Source organism: Streptomyces sp. P9-2, from assembly GCF_051903975.1.
GTDB lineage: Bacteria > Actinomycetota > Actinomycetes > Streptomycetales > Streptomycetaceae > Streptomyces > Streptomyces cellulosae.
The window spans coordinates 412512-435366 of the sequence record NZ_CP192634.1 but is presented as its reverse complement, the minus strand read 5'-3'; the positions used below and the strand labels follow the sequence as shown (position 1 = coordinate 435366).

Sequence of the window (22855 nt, the reverse complement as noted above, 5' to 3'; positions counted from 1 at the left end):
CGTCCCGACCTTCTCGGCCCCCGCCGGACGCACCCTGTCCGGTGGGGGCCGCGCGACGGCGGGCCAGGTCCCGGTCGCGGGGCTCACCCGCGTCAGGCGGTGACACCGCCGTCGACGACGAGGTCGTGGCCGACGGCGAAGCCCGCTCGCCGGACGGAGTCACCGCTCTGCTGGGAGCGGACTGGCAGCATCCCGAAGGGGCTCTCGAGATCCAGCTCGCGCTGAGGCCGCATCGCCCCCGGCGGACCCTGCGGGGCGGCAGGGCGTGCGCCTGTCGTCACCCTCAGGGGCTTCTGAGCCGCCACCGCGCGGGCGTGACTGCTGAGATTTCCCGAAGAAATTGTGAGCCGGTTGAACACGATGCGGTTCCGCTGCGTATGGGGCGTGGGAATCGAATGCCCGCCCCCCGCGACAGAAGCGTAGGAGTACTGCCTTGGCACGCAACACACGCAGACGCCCCAAACAGCGCGCGACGCTCGCCGCTTTCGCCTTGATCCTCGGCGGCGGCGGCATGATGGCGGCCAACGTCTACGCTTCCGCGACGGACGGCGGGACGTCCGACGCGCAGGTGCTGTCGGGTGCCGCGACCATCGACTGCCCCGACGTGGCCACCCAGCTGACCGAGGTGCCCGACCAGGCCCGGGCGGAGGTGGACAAGGAACTCGCCAACCTGGACGCCCAGATCGCCGAGGCCTACAAGCGGCTCGGCGAGTCGGGTGACGCGATCCGCCAGGACCCCGGCTTCGCCGAGAACGCCATCGCCGGACCGCTGAAGGACAAGCGCGCCGCCGTGCTGGCCCGGATCGGGGCCGCCATCGAGAAGGCCGGCGCCGAACGGCCGCAGGGCCTCGACGACCTCGCCGCCTGCGCGGTGCGCGACTCCGGCAACGCCCCCGCCCCCGAGGAGGGCGGCGACGGAGGTGAGCAGGCCGGCGACGGACAGGACCAGCAGAACGGCGACGGTCAGCAGGACGGCGGCGAGCAGCAGGGCGGCGACCAGCAGGACGGCCAGGACCAGGACCAGGGTGGCCAGGACGGCGGCCAGGAGCAGGGCGGCAACGGCGGTCAGGCCGGCAACGGGCCGGTCGCGGGCGACTATGTCTCCATCGAGAGCGTCCAGCCGAACGTCGACAAGCCGCAGGCGTCGGGCGACGCCTCCACCGGCACCTTCACCAGCGAGTGCGGCGTCAACGCGAACGGCGTGTTCAACTCGGACAACGTCATCGCCGCGCCCGGCGTGAGCAACGGCGCCCACCACTTCCACGACTACATCGGCAACCAGGCCACCAACGCCTTCGTCAGCGACGACGAGCTGACGCGGGCCGAGACGAGCTGCGAGGACCAGCGCGACAAGTCCTCCTACTACTGGCCGGTGCTGCGCCTGCAGAACGGCACCGAGGAGCAGGACGCCCAGTCCCCGGGCGGCGGCATCGAGGGCAACGCCGGTGAGATCGTCACCCCGAAGGACGTCACGCTGACCTTCGTCGGCAACCCGAAGGCCAAGGTCACGGCCATGCCGCGGCTGCTGCGCATCATCACCGGCGACGCCAAGTCCTTCGTCAACGGCCCGGCCAACGCCAACGCCTCCTGGAGCTGCACCGGGTTCGAGGACCGGCAGCTGAAGGACAAGTACCCGCTGTGCCCCGAGGACAGCGACGTGGTCCGCTCGTTCGCCTTCCAGAGCTGCTGGGACGGCCGCAACATCGACAGCGCCAACCACCGTACGCACATGGCGTTCACGGACGCCGAGGGCAACTGCCCGGCCGGCTTCCAGCCGATTCCGCAGCTCGTCCAGCGCATCGTCTACGACGTCGACGCGCCGAGCCTGGAGGACGGCGGCAAGACGGTCCCGCTGTTCGCGGTGGACTCCTTCCCCGAGCAGCTGCACAAGCCGATCACCGACCACGGCGACTTCATCAACGTCTTCGAGGAAGACCTGATGAACGAGATGGTCGACTGCATCAACGAGGGCCGCACCTGCGGCGCCGGCGCCGGCGGCGGTGACAACGGCAATGGCGGCGGCGACGACGGCAACGGTGACGACGGCAACGGCAACGGCAACGGCGGCGGCGACAACGGAGCCGAGCAGCCCACCGCCACGCCCGACGAGCCGGGCCAGGGCGACGACGGCGGCCAGGACGACGGCAACCAGGGCGGCGGTCAGAACGACGGCGACCAGGGCGGCGACCAGGGCAACCAGGACGGCGGTCAGGAGCCGCCCGCGGCGACCGAGGAGCCCGCGGACAACGGCGACAAGGCCACGGCCCAGCCGGACGTGAAGGTCTCCGAGCCGGCCGACGCCGGCGGTCAGGACGACGCCCAGGGCGGCGCGGACAACGGCGACGGCGGCAACGACGGCGGCGGCCAGGAGGCCCAGGCCGCCCAGGTGCCCGGCAGCCTCCCCGAGCTCGAGGACGACACCCAGGCCCAGGGCGCAGGCGGCAGCCTCGCCGAGACCGGCGCCCAGCTGTGGCCGGCCGCCATCGGCGGAGTGCTGGTGATCTTCGGCTTCTTCGTGCTGCGGAGCGTGCGGCGCAACGCCTGACGGTCACACGACACGCACAACGGGCGGCAGGACCCCTTGGGGCCCTGCCGCCCACGCGTGTCAGGAGCCGCTCAGCGACTCGCCGCCGCCGTGCTCGTGCCCTCGCCCTCCGCGTCGATGTGCGGCAGCAGACGGTCCAGCCAGTGCGGCGTCCACCAGGCGTGCCGGCCGAGCAGCGTCATCACCGCCGGCACCAGCAGCAGCCGCACCACCGTCGCGTCGACGAGGACGCTGACCGCCAGGCCCAGGCCCAGCATCTTCACCACCACGTTGTCGCTGACCACGAACGCCGCGAACACACTCACCATGATCAGCGCGGCGCAGGTGATGACCCGGGCTGTGATCTCCAGGGCGTGCGCCACCGAGGCGCGCGCGTCCTGGGTGCGCCGCCACGCCTCGTGGACACGGGACAGCAGGAAGATCTCGTAGTCCATGCTGAGGCCGAAGACGATGGCGAACATCATCATCGGCACGTAGCTCTCGATCGGCACCGTCCCCGACACCCCCAGCGCCGGACCGCCCCAGCCCCACTGGAACACCGCGACGACCACGCCGTACGAGGCCGTGATGGACAGGACGTTGAGCACGGCCGCCTTCACGGCGACGAGCAGGCCGCGGAAGACCGCGAGGATGATCAGGAACGCCAGGGCGACGACCACGGCGATGATCCAGGGCAGCCGCTCGGCGACCAGGTCGCGGAAGTCGACCTGCGCGGCCGTCGTCCCGGTGACGTATGTCGAGGCGTCCGTGCCGCGCACCGCCTCCGGCAGCGTGTCGTCCACCAGCCGGTTGGCCAGGTCGGTGGTGGTGGCGCTCTGCGGGCTCGCCGTCGAGTACACCGTGCCCACCAGCACGTCGCCGTCCTGTGTGGGCGTCAGCGGCGTCACCACCGCCGCGCCCTCGACGCCGTCCAGCGTCTTCTGCGCCCGCGAGGCGAGCGAGGAGCGCTGCGACTGCGGTACGGACGACTGGTCGACGACCACGGTCAGCGGGCCGTTGGAGCCCGGCCCGAACGCGTCGGTCATCAGGTCGTAGGCGCGCCGGTCGGTGAACGACGTGGGGTCGGCGCCGTCGCCGATGTGGCCGAGCTGGATGGAGAACACCGGGATCGCCAGCACCGCGATCACGGCGACGCCCGACACCAGGAACGTCCACGGCCGGCGCGCCACCCGCTGTGCGTAACGGTGCCAGGTGCCGTGCGGTTCGGCCCCGGGCTCGGTCTCCGCCACGGTCCGGCGCACCCGCCAGCGGTCGATCCGGCCGCCGGCCAGCCCCAGCAGCGCGGGCACCAGGGTGAGCGCGCCGAGTACGGCGGAGACCACCGTGACGGCGGCGGCCACTCCCAGTTTGGCGATGAACGAGACCCCGGACGCGGAAAGCCCGGCCAGGGCGACGATCACCGTGCAGCCGGAGACCAGCACCGCCCGCCCGCTGGTGGACGTGGCGTGCCCGGCGGCGCGCACCGGGTCCATGCCGTTCATCAGGTCCTGCCGATGACGCGTGATCAGGAACAGCGCGTAGTCGATGCCGACGCCCAGACCGATCATCGTGGCGAGCGTGGGAGAGACGGTGGCGAAGGTGGTGGCCGCGGCCAGCAGCCCGAGCACGGCCAGCCCGGCGACCACCGCGATCAGCGCCGTCAGCAGCGGCATCACGGCCGCGATCACGCTGCCGAACCCGATGAGCAGCACCACGACGGCGACGCCGAAGCCGATCAGCTCGCTGATGCGGTCGTCGGGCGCGGGCCGGGCCAGCTCGCCCAGCGGCCCCCCGTACTCGACCTGCGCGCCCGCCTCCCGCAGCGGCCGCACGGCGTCGTCGACGCCGCTCAGATAGCCGTCGCCGAGGGTGGAGGGCTGCACGTCGAACCGCACCGTGATGTACGCGGTCCTCTTGTCGGACGAGAGCGGTCCGACGTCCGGCTGCGAGGAGCCGGAGGACGACGAACCTTGGGCGGTCAGCGGGTTCTGCGCGGACAGGACGTGCGGCAGCTTCTCCAGGCTCGAGACCGTGGAGGACATCTGCGAACCGAGGGCGGTCAGCTCCTGCCGGTCGTCGTGGAGGACGATCTGGCTGCTGTAGCCGCCGGCCTGCGGGTCGTGCCGCTGGAGGACCTCGATGCCCTTCTGCGACTGCGAGTCGGAGAGCGTGAAGTTGTCCGAGTAGGTTCCGCCCACGGCCCGGCTGACGACCTGCAGCACCACCAGGGCGACCAGCCAGGCGACGATCACCACCACGAAGTGGTGCGCGCACCACTCGCCCAGCCGACGCAGCACACCCGCCCGGGGTCCGGCGCCCGCCCCACCGCGTGTCGACGGCATCGACGTGCTCTCCTCCGCCCGGCCGGGCGGATCCCGGCGCCTGCTGCCCATTAGAGGGCGCGCCGATCACCCCGGCATCCCCGCGCGGGTGCGCGGGGGAGAGAGCTCACCTGCTCGGCGGTCGCGGACGCCCGCACACCGGTCCCCGGCCCGCGCACGGCCCGGTGCATGGGGCCGTCCGTGTGTGACACTTGACCGCACGAGGCCGCGGCGCCCGTCCGAGGGGGGAGCGCGGCCGCCGGAGAGGGGAAGCGCCATGAGCCGGGACACCGTACGCGCGCACGAGGACGACGACGTGGCCGCCCAGGCCCGCCAGGCCCGTTTCGGGAGCCTGCCGGAGCCGGTCCGGGTGGAGGACCTGGTCGAGGAGAAGCCGGCCGTCGCACCCGACCCCGCCCGCTTCGCCTACGACCCCGACGAGTGGCTGGTCCGTTACTGCGCCTGAGCGCGGGCGTCAGGTCGCCTCGGCCGGGTCGTACGCCGTGAGCAGCAGCGCCACGTCGTCCGGCCGGTCCTCCGCGCGCCGGGCCGCGCCGAGCATCCGGTCGGCCAGCTCCTCCATGGAGTCGGTCCTGCTGACGGCCAGACACGAGAGGACCGTCTCGATGCCGGCCGAGATGTCGCTGCCGGGCACCTCGACCAGCCCGTCCGTGTAGAGCGCCAGCACGCTGCCCGGTTCCAGGGTGAACTCGGTGACCGGATAGTCGGCGTCCGGCTGCACCCCCAGCAGCACGCCGCCCGGCAGCTCCAGGGGCTCCGCGCTCCCGTCCGGGTGCCGCAGCAGCGGCGGCGGATGGCCCGCCCGCACGGCACGGGCACGCCCGGTCGCCGGGTCCAGTTCGATGTAGCAGCAGGTGGCGAAGACGTCCGTCTCCAGCTCCACCAGCAGCTGGTTGGTGTGCGTGATGACCTTCTGCGGCGGCCGCCCGCTCGCGGCGAACGCGTGCACCGCGCTGCGCAGCTGCCCCATGACGGCCGCCGCGCCCACGCTGTGCCCCTCCACGTCCCCGATGACCAGCGCCACCCCGTACCCCGTCCGGATCACGTCGTACCAGTCGCCGCCGATGTCCATGCCCTTGGTGCCGGGCAGATAGCGGGCGGTGACGCGCAGCCGGTCGATGGCGGGCAGCCGGTGCGGCAGCAGCCCCTCCTGCAGCCCGCGCGCCACGGCCGACTCGGCGTCGTACAGCCGCGCCCGCTCCATCGCCTGCGCGGCCAGACCGGCCAGCGCGGTCAGCGCGCTGCGCTCCTCGGTGGTGAACCGGTGCGGGATGTTCCAGCCGAGGATGCAGGAGCCGATGGAGTGCCCCGAGGCGATCAGCGGCAGGAACGCCCAGGACGTCATCGGGTCGAGCGCCAGCCTCGGGTACGCGCCGACCAGTTCCTCCGGCGACTCGAAGAACAGCGGCAGACGCGCGGTCAGCGCGTGCACTCCGGGCAGGTCCGCGTCCAGCGGCACCCCCTCGAACGGGTCGAGGAAGTGCTGAGGGTAGCCGCTCTCCCACAGCAGGTACATCCGTCCGTCCCGCACCGTGTACAGGGCGACCTCCTGCGCCCCGAACGCCGGCAGCAGCTGCTCCGACACGGCCCGGCACACGTCCCGCACGGTGACGGACTCGGTGAGCACGCTGGCCATCTGCACCACGTGGTAAAGCGCCCCCGCGCGGGCGGTGGCGACCAGCCCGGTCGGCGGGGCCGCGGGCTCCGCGGACGGAGTGAGCGGCCGCCCCGGCTCCGCGCCCGCCGGGGCGGCGGTGCGGAACACCCGCCCCGTGAGCCCGTGCACGCCCGGGTAGAGCACGAAGCCCAGCCATACGCCGTCCGGGTCGTGCACCAGGTACGACACCGGCTGCTGCGTCAGCATCGCCGCCCGGTAGCGGTCCTCGTACGCCGGGTCGCGCAGCCAGGTCAGCACCCGCCACGGGTGGTGGCCGAGCAGCCGCTCCAGGTCGCAGCCGAACAGGTCCTGGCAGCGGCGGTTGGCGTAGATGACCCGGCCGTCCTGGTCCAGGGAGAACAGCCCGTCCGGCAGCCGTTCGGCCGCCTCCGCCGCGGTGACGCCGCCCGCCACGTCGACCAGGGCGCCCACCAGCAGCCGGCCGCTGCCGCCCGCGCGGACCACATGGCCCCACAGCTCCACCGGCCGGTAGTGGACCTCCTCGCTGTCGTCCTGCGTCCCCTCCAGCACCCGGAAGTGGCGGCCCCGGATCTGCCCCGTCTCCTCCGCGTCCCGGCGGGCCGCCCGCAGCTCGTACAGGTCGTCCGGCGACACGCGCTGCTCGACCGCGGTCATGGTGCCGTCGAACTCCTCGCGGGACACGCCCAGCAGCTCCAGCGCGTCGTCGTCCCCGGACCACTGGTCGTTCTCCAGGTCCCACTCGAGCATCCCGACCGCGACCGCCTGCGCGCGTGGCGCCGGCAGCCGCACGCTGACCGGCTGGTCGTCGTACTCGATGCCGTACGCCACCGCGTCCCCGTCCGTACGGCCCGGCAGCCGGCGGGCGTACTCGGTGAGGCGCTCCTCCATCTCCCGCCCGGCCAGGCGCAGCGCCTCCCGCACCTCCTCCTCGGCGACCGGATCACGGGACGAGGAGCGCAGCACCGCGAGGACGCCCACCGTCTCGCCGCCCACCCGCACCGGCTGGTAGGCGTGCGCGAACGAATACGGCAGGGCCGCCGTGAACTGCGGGAAACGCAGCATCGTCGCGCGGTCGTCGGGCAGGTACTGCGTCTCGCCGCTGCGGAACGCCTCGCACATCGGCAGCGCGCCGCTCACCGGGATCCGCCACCACGGCTTCAGCAGCGAGCGGGGCACGCCGGACATCACGCACAGCACCAGCGACCTGCGGTCCCGCGACCGCAGGTAGACCGCCCCGCCGTACCCTCCGGTGTCCCGCACGGCCGCCACCACGGCGTCGGCGAGCGCGTCCTCGATACGGGCCTCGCCACGCGCGGTCCGGCTCCTCCCCGCATCGGGTACGGGCAGGCCCGCCGGCCGCTTCCCGCGCGGTGCGGCGGCTGCACCACCCATGTGACGCCCTCCCGGTGCACACGGAACGGGACGTTCGTCCGCTCCCCACCAGCATGTGCCATGCGCGCCGGTACGGCGACCGGCCGAACGGACCGCAACCATCGGGTCATCCCGGTCGTCTCACCCGATACCAGAACGTTGTCGTCCCAGGGGGCCGAAAATGCTTCAACCAAGAACAATCTGCGCGACCGCGGTGCTCCTCGGCGCCACGCTGGTGACGGCGGCGGTCCCGGCTGTGGCCGCCCCCCAGGCGGCGCCCGCCGCGGCCACGGTCTGCCCCACCGGCTGGGGCGCCACCGACAAGGCGGTCACCGCCGCCACGTCAGAGTCCGTGCGGAACGTCCGCACCGGCCGGCACGACTGCTACGACCGCATGGTCGTCGACGTGCCCGGCGCCGCCCGCGGCGACCTCGGCTACTCCGTCCGGTACGTCGACCGGCTCCACCAGGACGGCTCGGGACGGCACATCCCGGTCTCCGGCGGCGCGATCCTCGAGGTCCGCGTCACCGCCCCCACCTACGACCCCGAGACGGGCGCGGCCACCTACCCCGCGCGCGCCGGACGCGCCCTCCCGGGCGTCGACCTCACCGGCTACCGCACCTTCCGCGACGCGCGGTTCGCCGGCAGCTTCGAGGGCGACACCCAGCTCGGCCTCGGGGTGCGCGGACGGCTGCCGTTCCGCGTGCAGCAGCTCGACGGGCGTCTCGTGATCGACGTCGCCCACAACTGGACCGGCGCCGCCGCCCGCTGAGCGCGCGCCGTACGACGAGCCGGGCGGTCAGCGCTCCGGGCCGCCCGACTCGCAGATCTCCCGCGCCACGTCCCGCAGCTTGGTGTTGGTGCGCTGCGACCGGGTGCGCAGCAGATCGAACGCCTGGTCCTCCGTGACGTGGTGCCGGCCCATCAGGATGCCCATCGCCTCGCCGATCAGATGGCGCGTGGTGATGGCTTCCTGCATCTGCTCGTCCGTACGGGCGGTGGCGAACGCGACCGCCGCGTGCGACGCCAGCAGCCAGCCCGCCGTCTCGCTGTCCTCGGTGAACATCCCCGGCTTGCGCGAATACATGTTGAGGGCGCCCAGCTCCTCCTCCCGCGTGTACAGCAGGAAGCCCATCATGCTGCCCACCCCGAGCTCCCGTGCCCGGGGCACGAAGCGCGGCCAGCGGTCCGGGGGCGCCGTCAGGTCGGGGATGCGGAAGAGCCGCTCCGGCCTGTCGGGCCGCGCCGCGTCGAAGCACGGCCCCTCGCGCAGCTCCCCCTGAAGCATGTCGCTCTCGGTCACGAACGGATCCGTCGGCGCGAGCGAACGCACCCGGCCCTCGCTCAGGACGAGGATCCCGGAGGCGTCGCAGCCGTCCACGAGCTCCACCGCCGAGCGTGAGATCTGCTCCAGCGTCGCGTCGAGCGTGTGCTCCGCGAGCAGATCCCGGGCCATCGACGCCATGCGCTGGGCAAAAAGCTGCCAGTCCATGTCCGTCTCCTTCTCCGTCCGGCCGTGCTCCCGACCATCGTGGCATCTCTTCACGGGTCGCTTCTTTCCCGCCGGACGCGGAAACAGGCCGCCCGCCCCGTATTTGGTGGGCGCGTGTTCGGTGAGCGCGCGGATCGGGGGCAGACGGCGTTCGTGATCTTCGGCCGTCCCGAGAGAGGAGTCACCACGGTGACCATGCCCGAGCGTCGTACCCGTGCGCCGCGCCCCGGCCGGCGCTTCGACCTGCGCTCCACCGCCATGTTCTTCGGTCTGCTCGCCGCGGCGCTGGTCGTCGGGGGTATGGCCGTACGCGCGCTGGCCGGGGTGCTGGAGCGGCGCCCGGTGTGGGCGGTCGTGCTGCTGTGCCTGGTCGTCGCGGTCGCCGTGGCCCGGGGACGCCGCAGGCGGCGGCTGTCGGCGGCGGGGATCGCCCGGGAGACCGGGCGGGCTTTCGCCCGGGGGACGTCCACGGCGCTCGATGAGCTGGACGCGCCGGCGCCGGTTGTCATTCCTGCCCAGGCGGGGGCGGTCGACGAGGTGACCTCGCCGCTGCCCGTGGCGCAGGGAATCGACCACGAGGCGCTCACACCGGACGAGTTCGAGGCCGCCACGGCCGAGCTGTGCGCGCGGGACGGGTGCACGGAGGTGCGGGTGGTGGGCGGTGCGGGGGATCTCGGTGCGGATGTGCTCGCTCTGACGCCGGACGGGCGTCGGCTCGTGGTGCAGTGCAAGCGGTACGGGGAGGACAACAAGGTCGGGTCGCAGGATCTGCAGCGGTTCGGGGGGACGTGTTGGTCGGTGCACGAGGCCGACGTGGCTGTGGTGGTCACCACCGGCGAGTTCACCGTGCCGGCGCTGGAGTACGCGGAGCAGTGCGGGATCGTGTGTGTGGACGGGGACGGGCTGCTGGCGTGGAGCCAGGGGCGGGCGGTGGCGCCGTGGACGGTTTCGCGGGAGGAGCCGGCCTGAGGTTTCGTCGTGGTTGCTCGCGCAGTCCGCCGCGCCCTGCGGGGCGCCGTTGTCAGTGGCGGGTGTCAAGCTCCCCGTATGGACGAGACGGAGTTCATGCGTGGGCGGGTGTACGGGGCGGATCACGACGATCCGGGGCCGCGTGAGGGACGGGTGTACGCCGAGCTGTCCGGCGGACCGCTGGACGGGCTGCTGCTGGACGTCACCGACCACGGCCCGGCGGAGCAGCGGCACGGTGTGGGCCTGCCCACCGAGATAGGCCGCTACGGCCCGGGCGGCCGCGCGGTCTACGCGCCCCGCACGGCCGGCGACCGGGTGTACGAGTGGCGGGGCGACGTCCCCTGACCGAGGCGCCCCGCGCGGGTAGGGGCGCGGCGGCCGGGGCAGACGTAGGCGTAGGACGCCCTACGGACGCCACCGCCGAGGGAGGTGCGGCGCACCATGAAACCGTTCGCCGAACCCGCCTCCGCGCTGCGCGGCCGCATAGGCCAGGCCATCTTCACGCGGGTGGCCGGACCCGACGGTCCTGACAACCGTGCCCGCATCCACGGCACACCGGGCCCCCGCTGGTTCGCCCCCGACAGTCCGGTCCGCCGCGTGCACGGGGACGCGTCGATGTTCATCGGCGGCCTGTCCGCCCTGCTGCTCCAGTCGCTGCACCCGCTCGCCATGGCCGCCGTCGCCGCCCACTCCGGCTTCCGCGGCGACCCCTGGGGCCGGCTCCAGCGGACCAGCACCTTCCTCGCCGTCACCACGTACGGCACCGCCGACAGCGCCCAGCGGGCCGTCGAGCGGGTGCGGGCCGTGCACGACACGGTCCGCGGCACCGCGCCCGACGGCCGGGAGTACCGTGCCTCCGACCCGCGCCTGCTGTGCTGGGTGCACGTCGCCGAGATCGACATGTTCCTGCGCGCCCACCAGCGCTACGGCGCCCGCCCGCTGGACGACGCCGGCTGCGACGGGTACGTCGCGGACATGGCGCGCATCGCCACCGCCCTCGGCGTCCCCGACCCGCCCGTGGACCGGGCGCAGCTCGCCGAGCGGCTGGCCGCCTACCGCGACGAGCTGCACGCCACCCCGGACGCCCTGGCCACCGCGCGGTTCCTGCTGCTCGACCCGCCCGTCCCGCTGCTCGCCCGGCTGCCGTACGGCGTCCTCGCCGCGAACGCCGTGTCCCTGCTGCCGCCCTGGGCCTCCCGCGAGCTGCGGGTGCCCCGCCTGCCCGCCGAGGGCCTGTGCGTCCGCCCGCTCGGCACCGCCGTCACCGCCGGCATCCGCTGGGCGCTGGCCCCCACCCGCCCCGCCGCCTGACCCGTCCGGCCCCGCCACCTGGTTGACGGCGGTCAGACGGGGCACTCAGAGCTGACCGGTGGCGCTCAGGGACACAGGAGGCAACAGTGGCGGTTCGTCATCACTTGATCCGCACCGACCCGCGGTCCGTGTGGGCCGTACTGGAGGACGGCACCCGCTACGCGGACTGGGTGGTGGGCACGTCCGAGTCCAAGCCGGTGCGCGGCCACTGGCCGCAGCTCGGCTCCGCGATCGGCTACGAGGTGCGCCTCGGGCCGCTGAAGCTGCACAACGAGTCCGTCGTCCGGCACGTCGTGCCCGGCGAGCTGCTCGAACTCGAGGCCAAGGCCGGGCCGCTGGGCACCGCCCGCATCGCCATCGAGCTGCGGCCCTGGGGCGACCAGTGCCTCGTCAAGGTCGACGAGCACCCCCTGCGCGGCGCGGGCGGCCTGGTGCACAACGTCGCCGTCGAGGCGCTCATCCAGATCCGGCACCGCGCCATGCTCGCCCGGCTCGCCCACCTCGTGGAGTCGCAGGCCGCCGAGGCGGAGGAACGCCGGCCGCTCGGCCAGGTCGTGCCGGAGCCCGACGCGGGAGGCGCCCGTGGCTGACGCCGTCGTCGTCGGCGCCGGGCCCAACGGCCTGGTCGCCGCGAACCTGCTCGCCGACGCCGGCTGGAGCGTGACCGTCCTGGAGGAACAGCCCGAACCCGGCGGCGCCGTGCGCCACGACCACGGCGTCCACCCCGACTACGCCAGCGACCTGTTCAGCTCCTTCTACCCGCTCGCCGCCGCCTCCCCGGTCGTCTCCGGACTCGGCCTGGAGGAGCACGGGCTGCGCTGGAGCCACGCCCCGCACGTCGTCGCCCACCCGCTGAGCGACGGCCGCTGCGCCGTCCTGGACCGCGACGTCGACGTCACCGCCGCCTCCCTCGACGCCTTCGCGCCCGGGGACGGCGACGCCTGGCGCCGCCTCCACTCCCTGTGGGACAGGCTCCGCCCCGACCTGCTCGACGCCCTGTTCACGCCGTTCCCGCCGGTCCGGCCCGGGCTGCGGCTCGCCGTACGGCTGCGCGGCACCGGCGGGCTGCGCATGGCGCGCACCCTCGTGCTGCCGGTGCGGCGCATGGCCGAGGAGGAGTTCCGCGGCGAGGGCGGCGGGCTGCTGCTCGCGGGCAACGCCCTGCACGCCGACCTCGCCCCCGAGGCCGCAGGCAGCGGCGGCTTCGGCTGGCTGATGTCCATGCTCGGACAGACGTACGGCTTCCCCGTGCCGGTCGGCGGCGCGGGCGCGCTCACCGACGCCCTCGTACGGCGCCTCGAGTCACGCGGGGGAGTGGTGCGGTGCGGGAAGCGCGTCGAGCGCGTCGTCGTCCGCGACGGGCGCGCGGTCGCCGTACGCCTCGCCGACGGGGAGACCGTCCCCGCCCGGCGCGCCGTCCTCGCCGACGTGTCCGTCCCCGCCCTCTACGGCGAGCTCGTCGCCCCCGAGGACCTGCCCCGGCAGCTGCTGTCCGACCTGGAGCGCTTCCAGTGGGACTTCGCCACCTTCAAGGTCGACTGGGCACTGGACGGGCCCGTGCCGTGGAAGTGCGAGCAGGCCGCCGGCGCCGGGACCGTGCATCTCGCCGACGGGCTCGACGAACTCACCCGCTTCGCCGCCCAGCTCGCCATGGGACGCGTGCCCGACCGCCCGTTCTCCCTGTTCGGGCAGATGACCACCTCCGACCCGACCCGCTCCCCGGAGGGCACCGAGTCCGCCTGGGCCTACACCCACGTCCCTCACCGGGTCGTCGGGGACGCGGGCGACGACGGGCTCACCGGCTCCTGGGACAAGGACGAGCAGGAGCGCATGGCCGACCGCGTCGAGGCCCACGTGGAGCGTTTCGCGCCCGGCTTCCGCGACCGGATCCGGGCCCGGCGGATCCTCGCCCCGCCCACGCTGCAGTCCCTCGACCGGAACCTGCACGGCGGCGCCATCAACGGCGGCACCACCGCCATGCACCAGCAGCTGTTCTTCCGGCCCGCCCCCGGCACCGGACGGCCCGAGACGCCCGTCAAGGGGCTCTACCTGGCCTCCGCCGGCGCCCACCCGGGCGGCGGCGTGCACGGCGCGCCCGGCGCCAACGCCGCCCGGGCCGCGCTGCGTCCGTCGTTCGCGCCCGGACTGGCCGCCGCCCAGCGGCTGCTGGCCCACCGCGACCGCACGGGAAGCCGCCAGCCGGACCGGGGCGGGCGGCCGGACCGGGGCGGGCGGCGCGCATGAGACCCGTCCGGCCGGCCACCGGCCCGACGGACGACCGACCACAGAAGGAGGCGGGACGATGAGCGGACAGAGCGGACAGCCCGACGATGGCCCCGACCACCGGCACCGGCGGCCCGAGGGCGTCAGCGACGAGACGGTCGAGGCGCTGGGGTCCCTGTCGAAGGCACTGGAGACCACCGAGCGGGCCCGCGGCCACCTCTACAGCTTCCACCAGCTCACCGGCACCGCCGACCTGGAGCTCGACCGGGCCGTGGAACTGCTGCACAAGGCCGGACACCCCGACTGGGCGGAGGCCGTGCGCACCCAGGTGCTGGGCCGCAACGTCATCCCCGGCCACTGGACGTTCCAGATCGTCGAGGCGTACGACGACACGTACTACCGGCCGTTCCGGGAGCTGGAGCAGGCCGCGGTGGAGGAGCTGGCCGAGGGCCGCGACCACCTCTACGAGGCGGAGATGAAGGAGGCCCGCAGGACCGCCGGCCATCCGCACCACACCGCCCGCCCGGACGTGGACCCGCAGATCACCGGCGGGGACGGCGGATGAGTGGCGGCCCGTTGGGCGGACGCACCGCGGTGGTGACCGGGGCCGCGCGCGGCATCGGCGCCGCCCTCGCCCGGGAGCTCGCCGGGCGCGGTATGCGGCTGGCGTTGCTCGGCCACGAGGGCGACCGGCTGCGCCGGCTCGCCGACGAACTGCCCGTCCCCGCCCTCGCGCACGAGGTCGACGTCACGGACGACGCGGCGCTGGAGCAGGCGGCGGACGCGGTCCGCACGGGGCTCGGCACGACGTCCGTCGTCGTCGCCAACGCGGCCGTGGCGGACGCCGGGCTGTTCGCCGACTCCGACCCGGCACGGTGGCGGCGCATCGTCGACGTCAACCTCACCGGCAGCGCGAACACCGCGCGCACGTTCCTGCCCGACCTCACGGCGACCAAGGGCTACCACCTCCAGGTCGCCTCCCTCGCCGCGATCGGGGCGGCTCCGCTGATGAGCGCGTACTGCGCCTCCAAGGCGGGCGTCGAGGCCTTCGCCCACTCCCTGCGCGCGGAGGTCGCCCACCTCGGCGTGACCGTCGGCCTCGGCTACCTCACCTGGATCGGCACGGACCTGATCGAGGACGCCGACCGCCACGCGGTGATGCAGGAGCTGCGCGGGCACATGCCCTGGCCGGTACGGGACGTGTACCCGCCGGACCGCGCGGCGGCCCGCCTCGCCCGGGCGGTCGAACGCCGCAGCACCGCGGCGTACTACCCCCAGTGGCTCCGCCTGGCCCAGCCGGTACGGGCCGCCTTGCCGGCGGTGGTCACCAGGGCGACCCGCCACTACCTTCCGCGCATACAGGCGCGCTCACCCCTGCGCCACACGGACCTCCTGGGCGGAGGCGGCACGGCGGACGCGAAGGCGGCGGGGCTGAGCTGAAGGGTCCGGGTGCGGCGCGCGTGCCCCGTCGACAGGGGCCGCGCGCGCCGCACTGCGGACGCCCTGGGCGCGGGGTGGGTCGTCGGCGGCCCGTGGGTCCACCGGGCGGGCCGACGTCGGACGGGACTGCTACGCCCCCGGGAACCGCCCCGTCGAGCGGAGCTCCCAGCGGCGTTCCGCGTAGGCGAGGTCGTCGCGCCAGAGGCGGCCCGAGGCCGCGCGGACCAGGGGACGGAGGAGGGGCGCTGCCGCTCGGGCGAGGGCGAAGCCCCGGCGGTCCGAGGCGGCGACCACCGCCTCGATCACCGCCGTGCGCGGTCGGCCCGACGCGTCCGGGCCCAGGGGAGTCGCGTGGGTCTCGACCACGGAGCCGACCCCCTCGCCCTCGGTGATGTGCATGACGACCGTGCGCGGCTCGGGAGCCGTGAACACCGCCCGGACCGGCACCACCAGACGGCCCGCCACCTTGAACGACACGTCCACGGCGAACGAGTCGCCGCCCGCGCTCTCCGGTGTGTCCGCCACCGTGAGGTCGACGAACGAGTACGGGTGGAACCAGGCCCCGTGCCAGGGGTCGAGCCGGTTCGCCACGACGTCCTCCGGCTCGCAGACGCCGGCCCCCGCGTACACCGCCGTCAGGGCGCGCGCCGGGACCGGGCGGCGCGGCACCACCGGCGCGTCGAGCGGTTCCTCGCCGCCCACCGCGTCCAGCCGTACCCACACCAGCACCCCGTCGTCGTATGCGGGGAACGGCTTCCAGCCGGCGAACGGGCCGCCGTTCAGGGACAGTCCGTGCCAGTGGCAGACGAGCGTCCCGCAGCGCACCGGGCTGTCCCGCAGGGGCGCGCCCAGGTGCGGGCAGACGCCCGGCCCGGCGACGACCCGGCCGCCCGTGTCGCGCCAGACCACCACTTCCCGTCCCGCGACCGTCCGGCCCAGCGGGCGGTCGCCGCCGACGTCTCGGGAGGCGCCCACGACGTACCAGTTGCCCGAGGGGCGTGCCTGCGCACGCTTCAGCGCGCCGGCGATCAGGGCGGGCTTGGCGTCCCGCCAGGTGGGGCGCTGCCGTTCCCACGCCACCGCGTTGCGGCGCAGGGAGAGCGGCAGCCGCCCACGTCCGCGACCTGCCATCACGCGACCTCCTCGACCATCCGGGGCCCCACCGGCCCCGCACCCGTCAGCGGGACGCCGTCCGGTCGGCGGGCGGCGGCCGACCTGGCGCGCAGCCGGGCCGCCGCCACCCGGGCCAGCCCGTCCGCGGCGACCACGGCGCGCCGCCTGCGCGGCACCACCGACCGCCGGTGCAGCACCGCGTACCCGTCCTCGGCGACCGCGTCCAGGATCCCGCCGTACAGCACGAACGCGGTGCGGATGCAGGGGCGGGACACCGGTTCGAGCATCGCGAGACCGGGGGCGGCCTGCCGGTACACGCCCCGCGTCAGCCGTTCGAACGCGCGCAGCGCCGAGGTGATGCGCGGGTCGCGGCGGCCGGTGTCCCGGCTCCACCGCAGGCGCTCCCGGTCGACGCCGTGCGCGGCGAGCAGGTCCGCCGGCAGGTACACCCGCCCGCGGTCCAGGTCCTCGCCCACGTCCCGCAGGAAGTTGGTCAGCTGGAAGGCGACGCCGAGGGCCGCCGCGTGCGGGGCGGCCGTCCCGCGGTCGGTGACGGTGCCGAGGACCGGCAGCATCTGCAGTCCGATCACCGCGGCCGAGCCGTGCATGTACCGGCGCAGGGCCGCGTAGTCGGCGTAGTCGGTGACCACCAGGTCGGACCGCATGGCGGTCATGAAGTCGGCGAAGTGGGCGTGGTCGATGCGGTAGCGCCGCGCCGTGTCGGCCAGGGCCCGCACCACCGGCTCGGCGCTCTCCCCGTCACGGAGCCCCTTGGCCAGCTCCCGTTCCAGCGCCGCCAGTTCGGCGTCCCGGCGGGCGGTGTCCGCGCCGGTGCCGAGCGCGTCGACGATGTCGTCCGCCCAGCGGGCGAAGCCGTACAGGGCGTGCACGGCGGGCCGCCGCTGCACGGGCAGCAGCCGGGTGGCGAGGAAGTACGTCCGGCCGTGCCGGGCGTTGAGCGCGCGGCAGTGGCGGTACGCCTCGCGCAGCGCCGGGTCGGTGATGCCCGCCGCGTCCAGTTCACGCTCGGTCATGCGGGGCCTCCTGGGCGGAGTACGAGGTGGACGCGCGTCCGGCGGGGCCGCGAGCACCGGTGATGCGCCGTGCGGCCAGCTTCCCGGACAGCAGCACGGTCGGCACGCCGACGCCGGGGGTGGTGCCGCAGCCGGCCAGCACCGCGTTCTCGGCGGAGCGCACCAGGTTGCGGGGGCGGAACGGGCCCGTCTGGGCGAAGGTGTGGGCGGTGGCGAACGGTGTGCCGGCCGCGTGCCCCCGCGCGGTCCAGTCGGCGGGCGTGACCACGCACTCCGCCTCGATCGAGGAGGCCAGCCCGGTCAGGCCGCGCCCCTCCAGGGTCCGCAGCACGGAGTCCCGGTAGCGCGGCGCCAGGTCGGTCCACGCGGCGGCGCCCGGCCCGATGTCGGTGTTGGGGCAGGGCGCGAGGACGTAGTGCAGATGGCGTCCCGGCGGCGCGAGCGACGGGTCGGTGGCGGTGGGCCGGGTGATCAGCAGCGACGGGTCGCTCATCGGCCGCCCGGCCCGGGTCAGCTCGTCGAAGGTGCCGCGCCACGCCTCGCCGAAGGAAAGGGTGTGGTGGGCGAGTTCGGGCCAGGTCCGGTCGGTGCCCAGATGCAGCACCACCGCCGACGGCGAGTGCCGCAGCCGCACCGGGCGCCGGGGCGCCCCTCCCAGCAGCCCGTAGGCGACGGGCAGGTCGGGGGTGAGGACGACCGCGTCGCAGGGGATCCGCTCGTCGCCCGCGACCACCGCCGTCACCCGCCCGCCGGAACGCTCCAGCCGGGTGACCTCCCGCCCGAACCGCAGGTCCGCGCCCGTGTCGGCGGCGGCGTCCGCCATGGCCTGCGGCAGGGCGTGCATGCCGCCGCGCGGAAAGTACACCCCGGCGACGGTGTCCATGTACGCGATCACCGCGTACGCCGCCAGCGCCCGCGCCGGCGGGACGCCCGCGTACAGCGCCTGGAAGGAGAACACCCGGCGCAGCCGCTCGTCCTTCAGGAAGCTCCCGATCCGCGCGTCCAGCCGACCGAAACCGCCCAGCGCCGCCAGCCGCGCCAGGTCCGGGTGGAGCAGCCCGAGCGGCGAGTCGAAGTTCGCGTCGATGAACCGGCCCATCTGCGCCCGGTACAGCCGCTCCAGCCAGTCGCGCATCCGCAGGTAGCCCGCCGCCTCCCGCGCCCCGGCGAACCGTTCCACCTCGGCGGCCATCGCCTCGGCCCGGGTGTGCACGTCGAGGCTGCTGCCGTCGGCGAACCGCGCCCGGTAGGCGGGGTGCAGCTCCACCAGCTCCACCCGCTTGCGCAGGCTGTCCCCGACGGCGGCGAACGGCTCGTCCGCCAGGTCGGGCATGGTCAGCACGGTGGGCCCGGTGTCGATCCGGTACCCGTCCAGCTCCTTGCGTCCCGCGCGTCCGCCGGGCAGCTCGTCGCGCTCGACGACGGTCACCCGCCGCCCCGCGCCCAGCAGGTGCAGCGCCGCCGACAGACCGGCGAGCCCGGCCCCCACGACGACGACATGGTCCGTGCGCCCCGGAACGGTCCGGCTCACCGCCCGGCCCTCGCGCCGTACAGCGGTTGCGCCGTCACGCGGACGGACGGCACCCGGACGGTGGGTCCGGGCGGACGGGCCGGGCGCGGCGCGCGCGACCGCATCGCCGCGCGGTGTCTCTTGGCCCCAGTCGGGAGCATCCGGTGTCTTCCTCTCGTCGGCACGCGCATCGTTCCGGTACGCCGGACGACCGGCGCATGCCTTCCCGGTCGCGCCCGTCGTCTCACGTCCGAGTGACCCGGATCCGCGCGGGCACACGGACGGAAACAACCGGCCGTGCGGAGGCGCGGGAACCGTGACCGAGGAGGGTGGTGCCGGCGTGCTGGAGGCGGACGTCGCGATCGTCGGGGCGGGAGCGGCCGGGCTGTCCCTCGCCCACCGGCTGGCCGGTCCCGGCAGCGGGCAACGGCCGCCGTCCGTCGCCCTGGTGGACGCCCCGCCCGGACCGCTGCGGCCGCCGCGCCGCACCTGGTGCTTCTGGGAGGCGGGCCCCGGCCGCTTCGACGCCGCCGTCACCGCGTCCTGGCGGAGCCTGCGGGTCCGCGACCGGGGAGGCCGCCCCATCCACGGCGACATCGCCCCGCTGCGCTACAAGATGATCCGCTCCGACGACTTCGAGACCCTCGTCTCCCGCGACCTCGCGGACCGCGACGCCGTACGCCGCGTCGAGGGCACCGTCGACACCGTGGAGGACGTGTCCGGGGGAGCGCTGGTGCGGCTGCGCGACCGTGACGGCAACCCCCGCGCCGTACGCGCCCGCTGGGTGTTCGACTCACGCCCGCCCGGCAGCCTGCCCGCCGCCCGCACCACGCTGCTCCAGCACTTCCACGGCTGGTTCGTGCGCACCACCCGGCCCGCCTTCGCCCCCGGCACCGCCGAACTCATGGACTTCCGCACCCCGCAGCCCGCCGAAGGACTGTCCTTCGGCTACGTCCTGCCCCTCGGCCGCCACGACGCCCTGGTGGAGTACACCGAGTTCTCCCCCCGCCCCCTCACCCCCGACGCCTACGAGACCGCCGTACGCCACTACACCGGCGACGTGCTCCGGCTGGGCGACCTTGAGGTGCTGTCCACCGAGACGGGCGTCATCCCGATGACCGACGCGGTGATGCCCCGCCGCACCGGGCAGTCCGTGTTCCGCATCGGCGCGGCGGGCGGCGCCACCCGCCCCTCCACCGGCTACACCTTCGCCGGCCTCCAGCGCCAGACCCGCGCCGTCGCGGCCGCCCTACGCGAGGGCCGCCGCCCCGTGCCGCCGCCCGCCCACTCGGCCCGCTCCCGCGCCATGGACGCCGTGCTGCTGCGCGCCCTGGCCGGCGGGCGCGCCGACGGACCCGCCCTGTTCTGCCGCCTGTTCGAGCGCGTCCCCATGCGGCGGCTGCTGCGGTTCCTCGACGGCGACACCCGCCTCCACGAGGACCTCGCCGTCGGCCTGCACGCCCCGGTCGGCCCGATGCTCCGCTCCGCGCTGGAACTGCCCGGCCTGCCCCGCCGCCCGTACGAAGTCCCCTAGACCCGCGTTGACGTCCTTCGTCCCTGCCACCCCGGAGACCCCATGACCCTCCTGCGCGACGAGCACCTCGCCGCCGCCTTCGACCACGCCGCCCGCAGCTACGACACCCTCGTCGCCGCCAACCCCGGCTACCACGCCCATCTGCGCCGCTCCGCGCGCCGTCTCGGCCTGCCCCGCGGCGGCGAGGGGCTGCGCGTGCTCGACCTCGGCTGCGGCACCGGCGCCTCCACCGGCGCGCTCGCCGAGGTGCTGCCGAGCGCCGAGATCACCGCCGTGGACGCCTCCGCCGGCATGCTGGAGCGGGCCTCCGCCAAGACCTGGCCGCCGAACGTCACGTTCGTGCACGCGCCCGCCGAACGGCTCGCCGAGGCCGGGGTGACCGGACCGTTCGACGCGGTGTTCGCCGCCTACCTGTTCCGCAACGTCACCGACCCCGACGCCGTGCTGCGCACCGTGCACGGCCTGCTCGCGCCCGGCGGACGCCTCGCCGTGCACGAGTACACCCTCGGCGGCCGCCGCACCGACCGCGCCGTGTGGACGCTGGTCTGCCGGGGGGTCGTGCAGCCCGTCGCGACCCTGCTCGGGGACGGCGGCCTGTACCGCCATCTGTGGCGCAGCGTCGTCGAGTTCGACACCGCCGACCGGTTCGCGCACCGGCTGGAGGCGAACGGCTTCGACCGTGTGCGCCGCCTGCCGCTGCCCGGCTGGCAGACCGGCATCACCCACACCTTCACCGGGCGCCGCCCCACCACGAAGGAGACCGCGCGATGACCCGACCGCCCCGCCCGGCCGCCGCCCGCCGCGGCCGTGACCGCCGCGCCCGCGTCATCATGCCCGCGCCCGGCGCGCCCCGCGTCGACGGCGACCGCAGGCCCAGCACCGCCGTCGTCGGCGGCGGCATCGCCGGACTGGCCGCCGCCACCGCCCTCGCCGAACGCGGCGTCGACGTCACCCTCTACGAGGCCCGCCCCTACCTCGGCGGACGCGTCGGCGGCCGGCCCGTCGACCTGAAGGACGGCACGCCCGCGACGATGAGCCGCGGCTTCCACGCCTTCTTCCGGCAGTACTACAACCTGCGCGGCCTGCTTCGCCGTACCGACCCCGCCCTGGAGCGCCTCACCCCCCTGCCCGACTACCCGCTGCGGCACAGCGACGGCATGAGGGACAGCTTCCGGCACGTGCCCCGCACCCCGCCGTGGAGCGCGCTCGGCTTCGCCGCGCTCAGCCCGTCGTTCCCGCTGCGCGACCTGCCCCGGATGAACGCGGCCGCCGCGCTGCCCCTCCTCGACGTCCGCGTGCCCGAGGTGTACGAACGCCTCGACGCGGTCAGCGCGCACGACTTCCTCGACGCGGTCCGCTTCCCGGAGAGCGCCCGGCATCTGGCGTTCGAGGTGTTCTCCCGCAGCTTCTTCGCCGACCCCCGGCTGCTGTCGGCGGCCGAGATGGCGCTGATGTTCCACATCTACTTCCTCGGCTCCTCCGAGGGCCTGCTGTTCGACGTGCCCACCGCGCCCTTCCCCACGGCCCTGTGGGAGCCGCTCGCCGCCCTGCTCGAACGGCACGGCGCCGCCCTGCGCACCTCCACCCCCGTCGAGCACGTCGAACCCCTGGACGACGGCGGGTACGAGGTCGCCACCGACCGGGACGAACGGCGCCACGACACCGTGGTGCTCGCCCTGGACGCCGTCGGACTGCGCGCCCTCGTCGACCGCTCCCTCCGGCTGGGTGACACCCCCTGGCGGGAGCGGATCGCCCGGCTGCGCAACGCCCCGCCGTTCCTGGTCTCCCGCCTCTGGCTGGACCGCCCGGTGGCCCCCGACCGTCCCGGCTTCCTCGGCACCAGCGGCTACGGCACCCTCGACAACGTCAGCGTCCTCGAACGGTACGAGGACGAGGCCGCCCGCTGGGCCGCCCGCACCGGCGGCTCCGTCGTCGAACTGCACGCCTACGCGCTGCCCCCGGAGGCGTCCCCGGAGGTCGAACAGAAGCGGCTGCTCGACCAGTTGCACCGGATCTACCCGGAGACCCGGAGGGCGGGGGTCGTCGACGCCCGCCACGAGTGGGGCACGGACTGCCCGCTCTTCCCGGTGGGCGGCTACGAGGACCGCCCCTCGGTCCGCACACCGGAGCCGGGCCTGATGGTGGCGGGCGACCTGGTGCGTACGTCCCTGCCGGTGGCCCTGATGGAACGCGCGGCGACCACCGGCTTCCTCGCCGCGAACGCCCTGCTGGAGCGCTGGGGCGTACGGGGCCAGCCGCTCTGGACGGTCCCGGACCGGGGCCGCAGCGCGGTGCTGCGCGGTCTCGCGGGGGCGGTGGGGCGCCGGAGATGACGTGAAGCGGGGGAGCGTGT

The 22855-nt window shown here is 74.9% G+C and carries 20 protein-coding genes; 13 read left to right on the top strand and 7 right to left on the bottom strand.

Annotation, left to right across the window (positions count from 1 at the left end):
* Positions 1–92: 92 nt before the first annotated feature.
* Positions 93–233 carry a hypothetical protein gene (locus ACQY0Z_RS34590; RefSeq protein ID WP_189899821.1) on the bottom strand — a complete coding sequence of 47 codons (141 nt, stop codon included), beginning with the start codon at positions 231–233 and terminating at the stop codon, positions 93–95.
* 278 nt (positions 234–511) lie between these two features.
* On the opposite strand from ACQY0Z_RS34590, the gene ACQY0Z_RS34585 reads away from it, so the two are divergent.
* The gene (locus ACQY0Z_RS34585; protein ID WP_439813556.1) at positions 512–2545 is read left to right on the top strand and encodes a DUF1996 domain-containing protein; all 2034 of its coding nucleotides are present in this window, start codon (positions 512–514) and stop codon (positions 2543–2545) included.
* 71 nt (positions 2546–2616) lie between these two features.
* On the opposite strand, the gene ACQY0Z_RS34580 is transcribed toward ACQY0Z_RS34585, so the two are convergent.
* Positions 2617–4866: an MMPL family transporter gene (locus tag ACQY0Z_RS34580; RefSeq protein WP_439813522.1), complete on the bottom strand. Its 2250-nt coding sequence runs from the start codon at positions 4864–4866 to the stop codon at positions 2617–2619.
* 256 nt (positions 4867–5122) lie between these two features.
* On the opposite strand from ACQY0Z_RS34580, the gene ACQY0Z_RS34575 reads away from it, so the two are divergent.
* Positions 5123–5311, top strand: coding sequence for a hypothetical protein (locus ACQY0Z_RS34575; protein WP_189899825.1), 189 nt, complete (start codon positions 5123–5125; stop codon positions 5309–5311).
* A 9-nt stretch (positions 5312–5320) separates the two neighbouring features.
* Here ACQY0Z_RS34575 and ACQY0Z_RS34570 read toward each other — a convergent pair whose 3' ends face one another.
* On the bottom strand, positions 5321–7897 hold the full coding sequence (locus tag ACQY0Z_RS34570) for a SpoIIE family protein phosphatase (protein WP_439813521.1): 2577 nt from the start codon (positions 7895–7897) through the stop codon (positions 5321–5323).
* A gap of 160 nt (positions 7898–8057) precedes the next feature.
* Between ACQY0Z_RS34570 and ACQY0Z_RS34565 the strand changes: the two genes are divergently transcribed.
* Complete coding sequence (locus ACQY0Z_RS34565; protein ID WP_439813520.1) at positions 8058–8648, top strand: AMIN-like domain-containing (lipo)protein; 591 nt, start codon at positions 8058–8060, stop codon at positions 8646–8648.
* Between the two features lie 27 nt (positions 8649–8675).
* Here the strand turns inward: ACQY0Z_RS34565 and ACQY0Z_RS34560 are convergent, their stop codons facing one another.
* Entirely contained in the window at positions 8676–9368 is a 693-nt protein-coding gene (locus ACQY0Z_RS34560) for a GAF and ANTAR domain-containing protein (protein ID WP_189899828.1), read from the bottom strand.
* A gap of 189 nt (positions 9369–9557) precedes the next feature.
* Here ACQY0Z_RS34560 and ACQY0Z_RS34555 point away from each other — a divergent pair, with 189 nt between their 5' ends.
* The 7 genes from ACQY0Z_RS34555 (at position 9558) to ACQY0Z_RS34525 (ending at position 15311) form a co-directional block, all read left to right on the top strand.
* On the top strand, positions 9558–10337 hold the full coding sequence (locus ACQY0Z_RS34555) for a restriction endonuclease (RefSeq protein ID WP_189899830.1): 780 nt from the start codon (positions 9558–9560) through the stop codon (positions 10335–10337).
* Positions 10338–10415: 78 nt separating this feature from the next.
* Entirely contained in the window at positions 10416–10682 is a 267-nt protein-coding gene (locus tag ACQY0Z_RS34550; RefSeq protein WP_189899832.1) for a hypothetical protein, read from the top strand.
* 96 nt (positions 10683–10778) lie between these two features.
* Positions 10779–11648: an oxygenase MpaB family protein gene (locus ACQY0Z_RS34545; RefSeq protein ID WP_189899833.1), complete on the top strand. Its 870-nt coding sequence runs from the start codon at positions 10779–10781 to the stop codon at positions 11646–11648.
* 86 nt (positions 11649–11734) lie between these two features.
* Positions 11735–12238 carry an SRPBCC family protein gene (locus ACQY0Z_RS34540; RefSeq protein WP_189899835.1) on the top strand — a complete coding sequence of 168 codons (504 nt, stop codon included), beginning with the start codon at positions 11735–11737 and terminating at the stop codon, positions 12236–12238.
* On the top strand, positions 12231–13892 hold the full coding sequence (locus ACQY0Z_RS34535; protein ID WP_381730833.1) for a phytoene desaturase family protein: 1662 nt from the start codon (positions 12231–12233) through the stop codon (positions 13890–13892). Before ACQY0Z_RS34540 ends, ACQY0Z_RS34535 begins: the two co-directional genes overlap by 8 nt.
* A 58-nt stretch (positions 13893–13950) precedes the next feature.
* Positions 13951–14436, top strand: a complete 486-nt coding sequence (locus ACQY0Z_RS34530; protein WP_189899840.1) for a hypothetical protein — start codon at positions 13951–13953, stop codon at positions 14434–14436.
* Positions 14433–15311 (top strand): SDR family oxidoreductase, encoded by an 879-nt coding sequence (locus ACQY0Z_RS34525; RefSeq protein WP_439813519.1) that lies wholly within the window; start codon positions 14433–14435, stop codon positions 15309–15311. Before ACQY0Z_RS34530 ends, ACQY0Z_RS34525 begins: the two co-directional genes overlap by 4 nt.
* Positions 15312–15440: 129 nt before the next feature.
* Here the strand turns inward: ACQY0Z_RS34525 and ACQY0Z_RS34520 are convergent, their stop codons facing one another.
* From ACQY0Z_RS34520 to ACQY0Z_RS34510, 3 genes are read right to left on the bottom strand one after another with little or no spacing between them, the layout of a single operon-like run.
* Positions 15441–16442: a DUF5914 domain-containing protein gene (locus ACQY0Z_RS34520; RefSeq protein WP_189899847.1), complete on the bottom strand. Its 1002-nt coding sequence runs from the start codon at positions 16440–16442 to the stop codon at positions 15441–15443.
* Positions 16442–17458 (bottom strand): phytoene/squalene synthase family protein, encoded by a 1017-nt coding sequence (locus ACQY0Z_RS34515; protein WP_439813518.1) that lies wholly within the window; start codon positions 17456–17458, stop codon positions 16442–16444. The genes ACQY0Z_RS34520 and ACQY0Z_RS34515 overlap by 1 nt, the downstream gene beginning before the upstream one ends.
* Positions 17445–18989 carry a phytoene desaturase gene (locus ACQY0Z_RS34510; protein WP_439813517.1) on the bottom strand — a complete coding sequence of 515 codons (1545 nt, stop codon included), beginning with the start codon at positions 18987–18989 and terminating at the stop codon, positions 17445–17447. Before ACQY0Z_RS34510 ends, ACQY0Z_RS34515 begins: the two co-directional genes overlap by 14 nt.
* 319 nt (positions 18990–19308) lie before the next feature.
* Between ACQY0Z_RS34510 and ACQY0Z_RS34505 the strand changes: the two genes are divergently transcribed.
* From ACQY0Z_RS34505 to ACQY0Z_RS34495, 3 genes are read left to right on the top strand one after another with little or no spacing between them, the layout of a single operon-like run.
* Complete coding sequence (locus tag ACQY0Z_RS34505; protein ID WP_439813555.1) at positions 19309–20502, top strand: lycopene cyclase family protein; 1194 nt, start codon at positions 19309–19311, stop codon at positions 20500–20502.
* 42 nt (positions 20503–20544) lie between these two features.
* The gene (locus tag ACQY0Z_RS34500; RefSeq protein ID WP_189899853.1) at positions 20545–21273 is read left to right on the top strand and encodes a methyltransferase domain-containing protein; all 729 of its coding nucleotides are present in this window, start codon (positions 20545–20547) and stop codon (positions 21271–21273) included.
* Positions 21270–22835, top strand: coding sequence for an FAD-dependent oxidoreductase (locus ACQY0Z_RS34495; protein WP_439813516.1), 1566 nt, complete (start codon positions 21270–21272; stop codon positions 22833–22835). The genes ACQY0Z_RS34500 and ACQY0Z_RS34495 overlap by 4 nt, the downstream gene beginning before the upstream one ends.
* Positions 22836–22855: the final 20 nt, after the last annotated feature.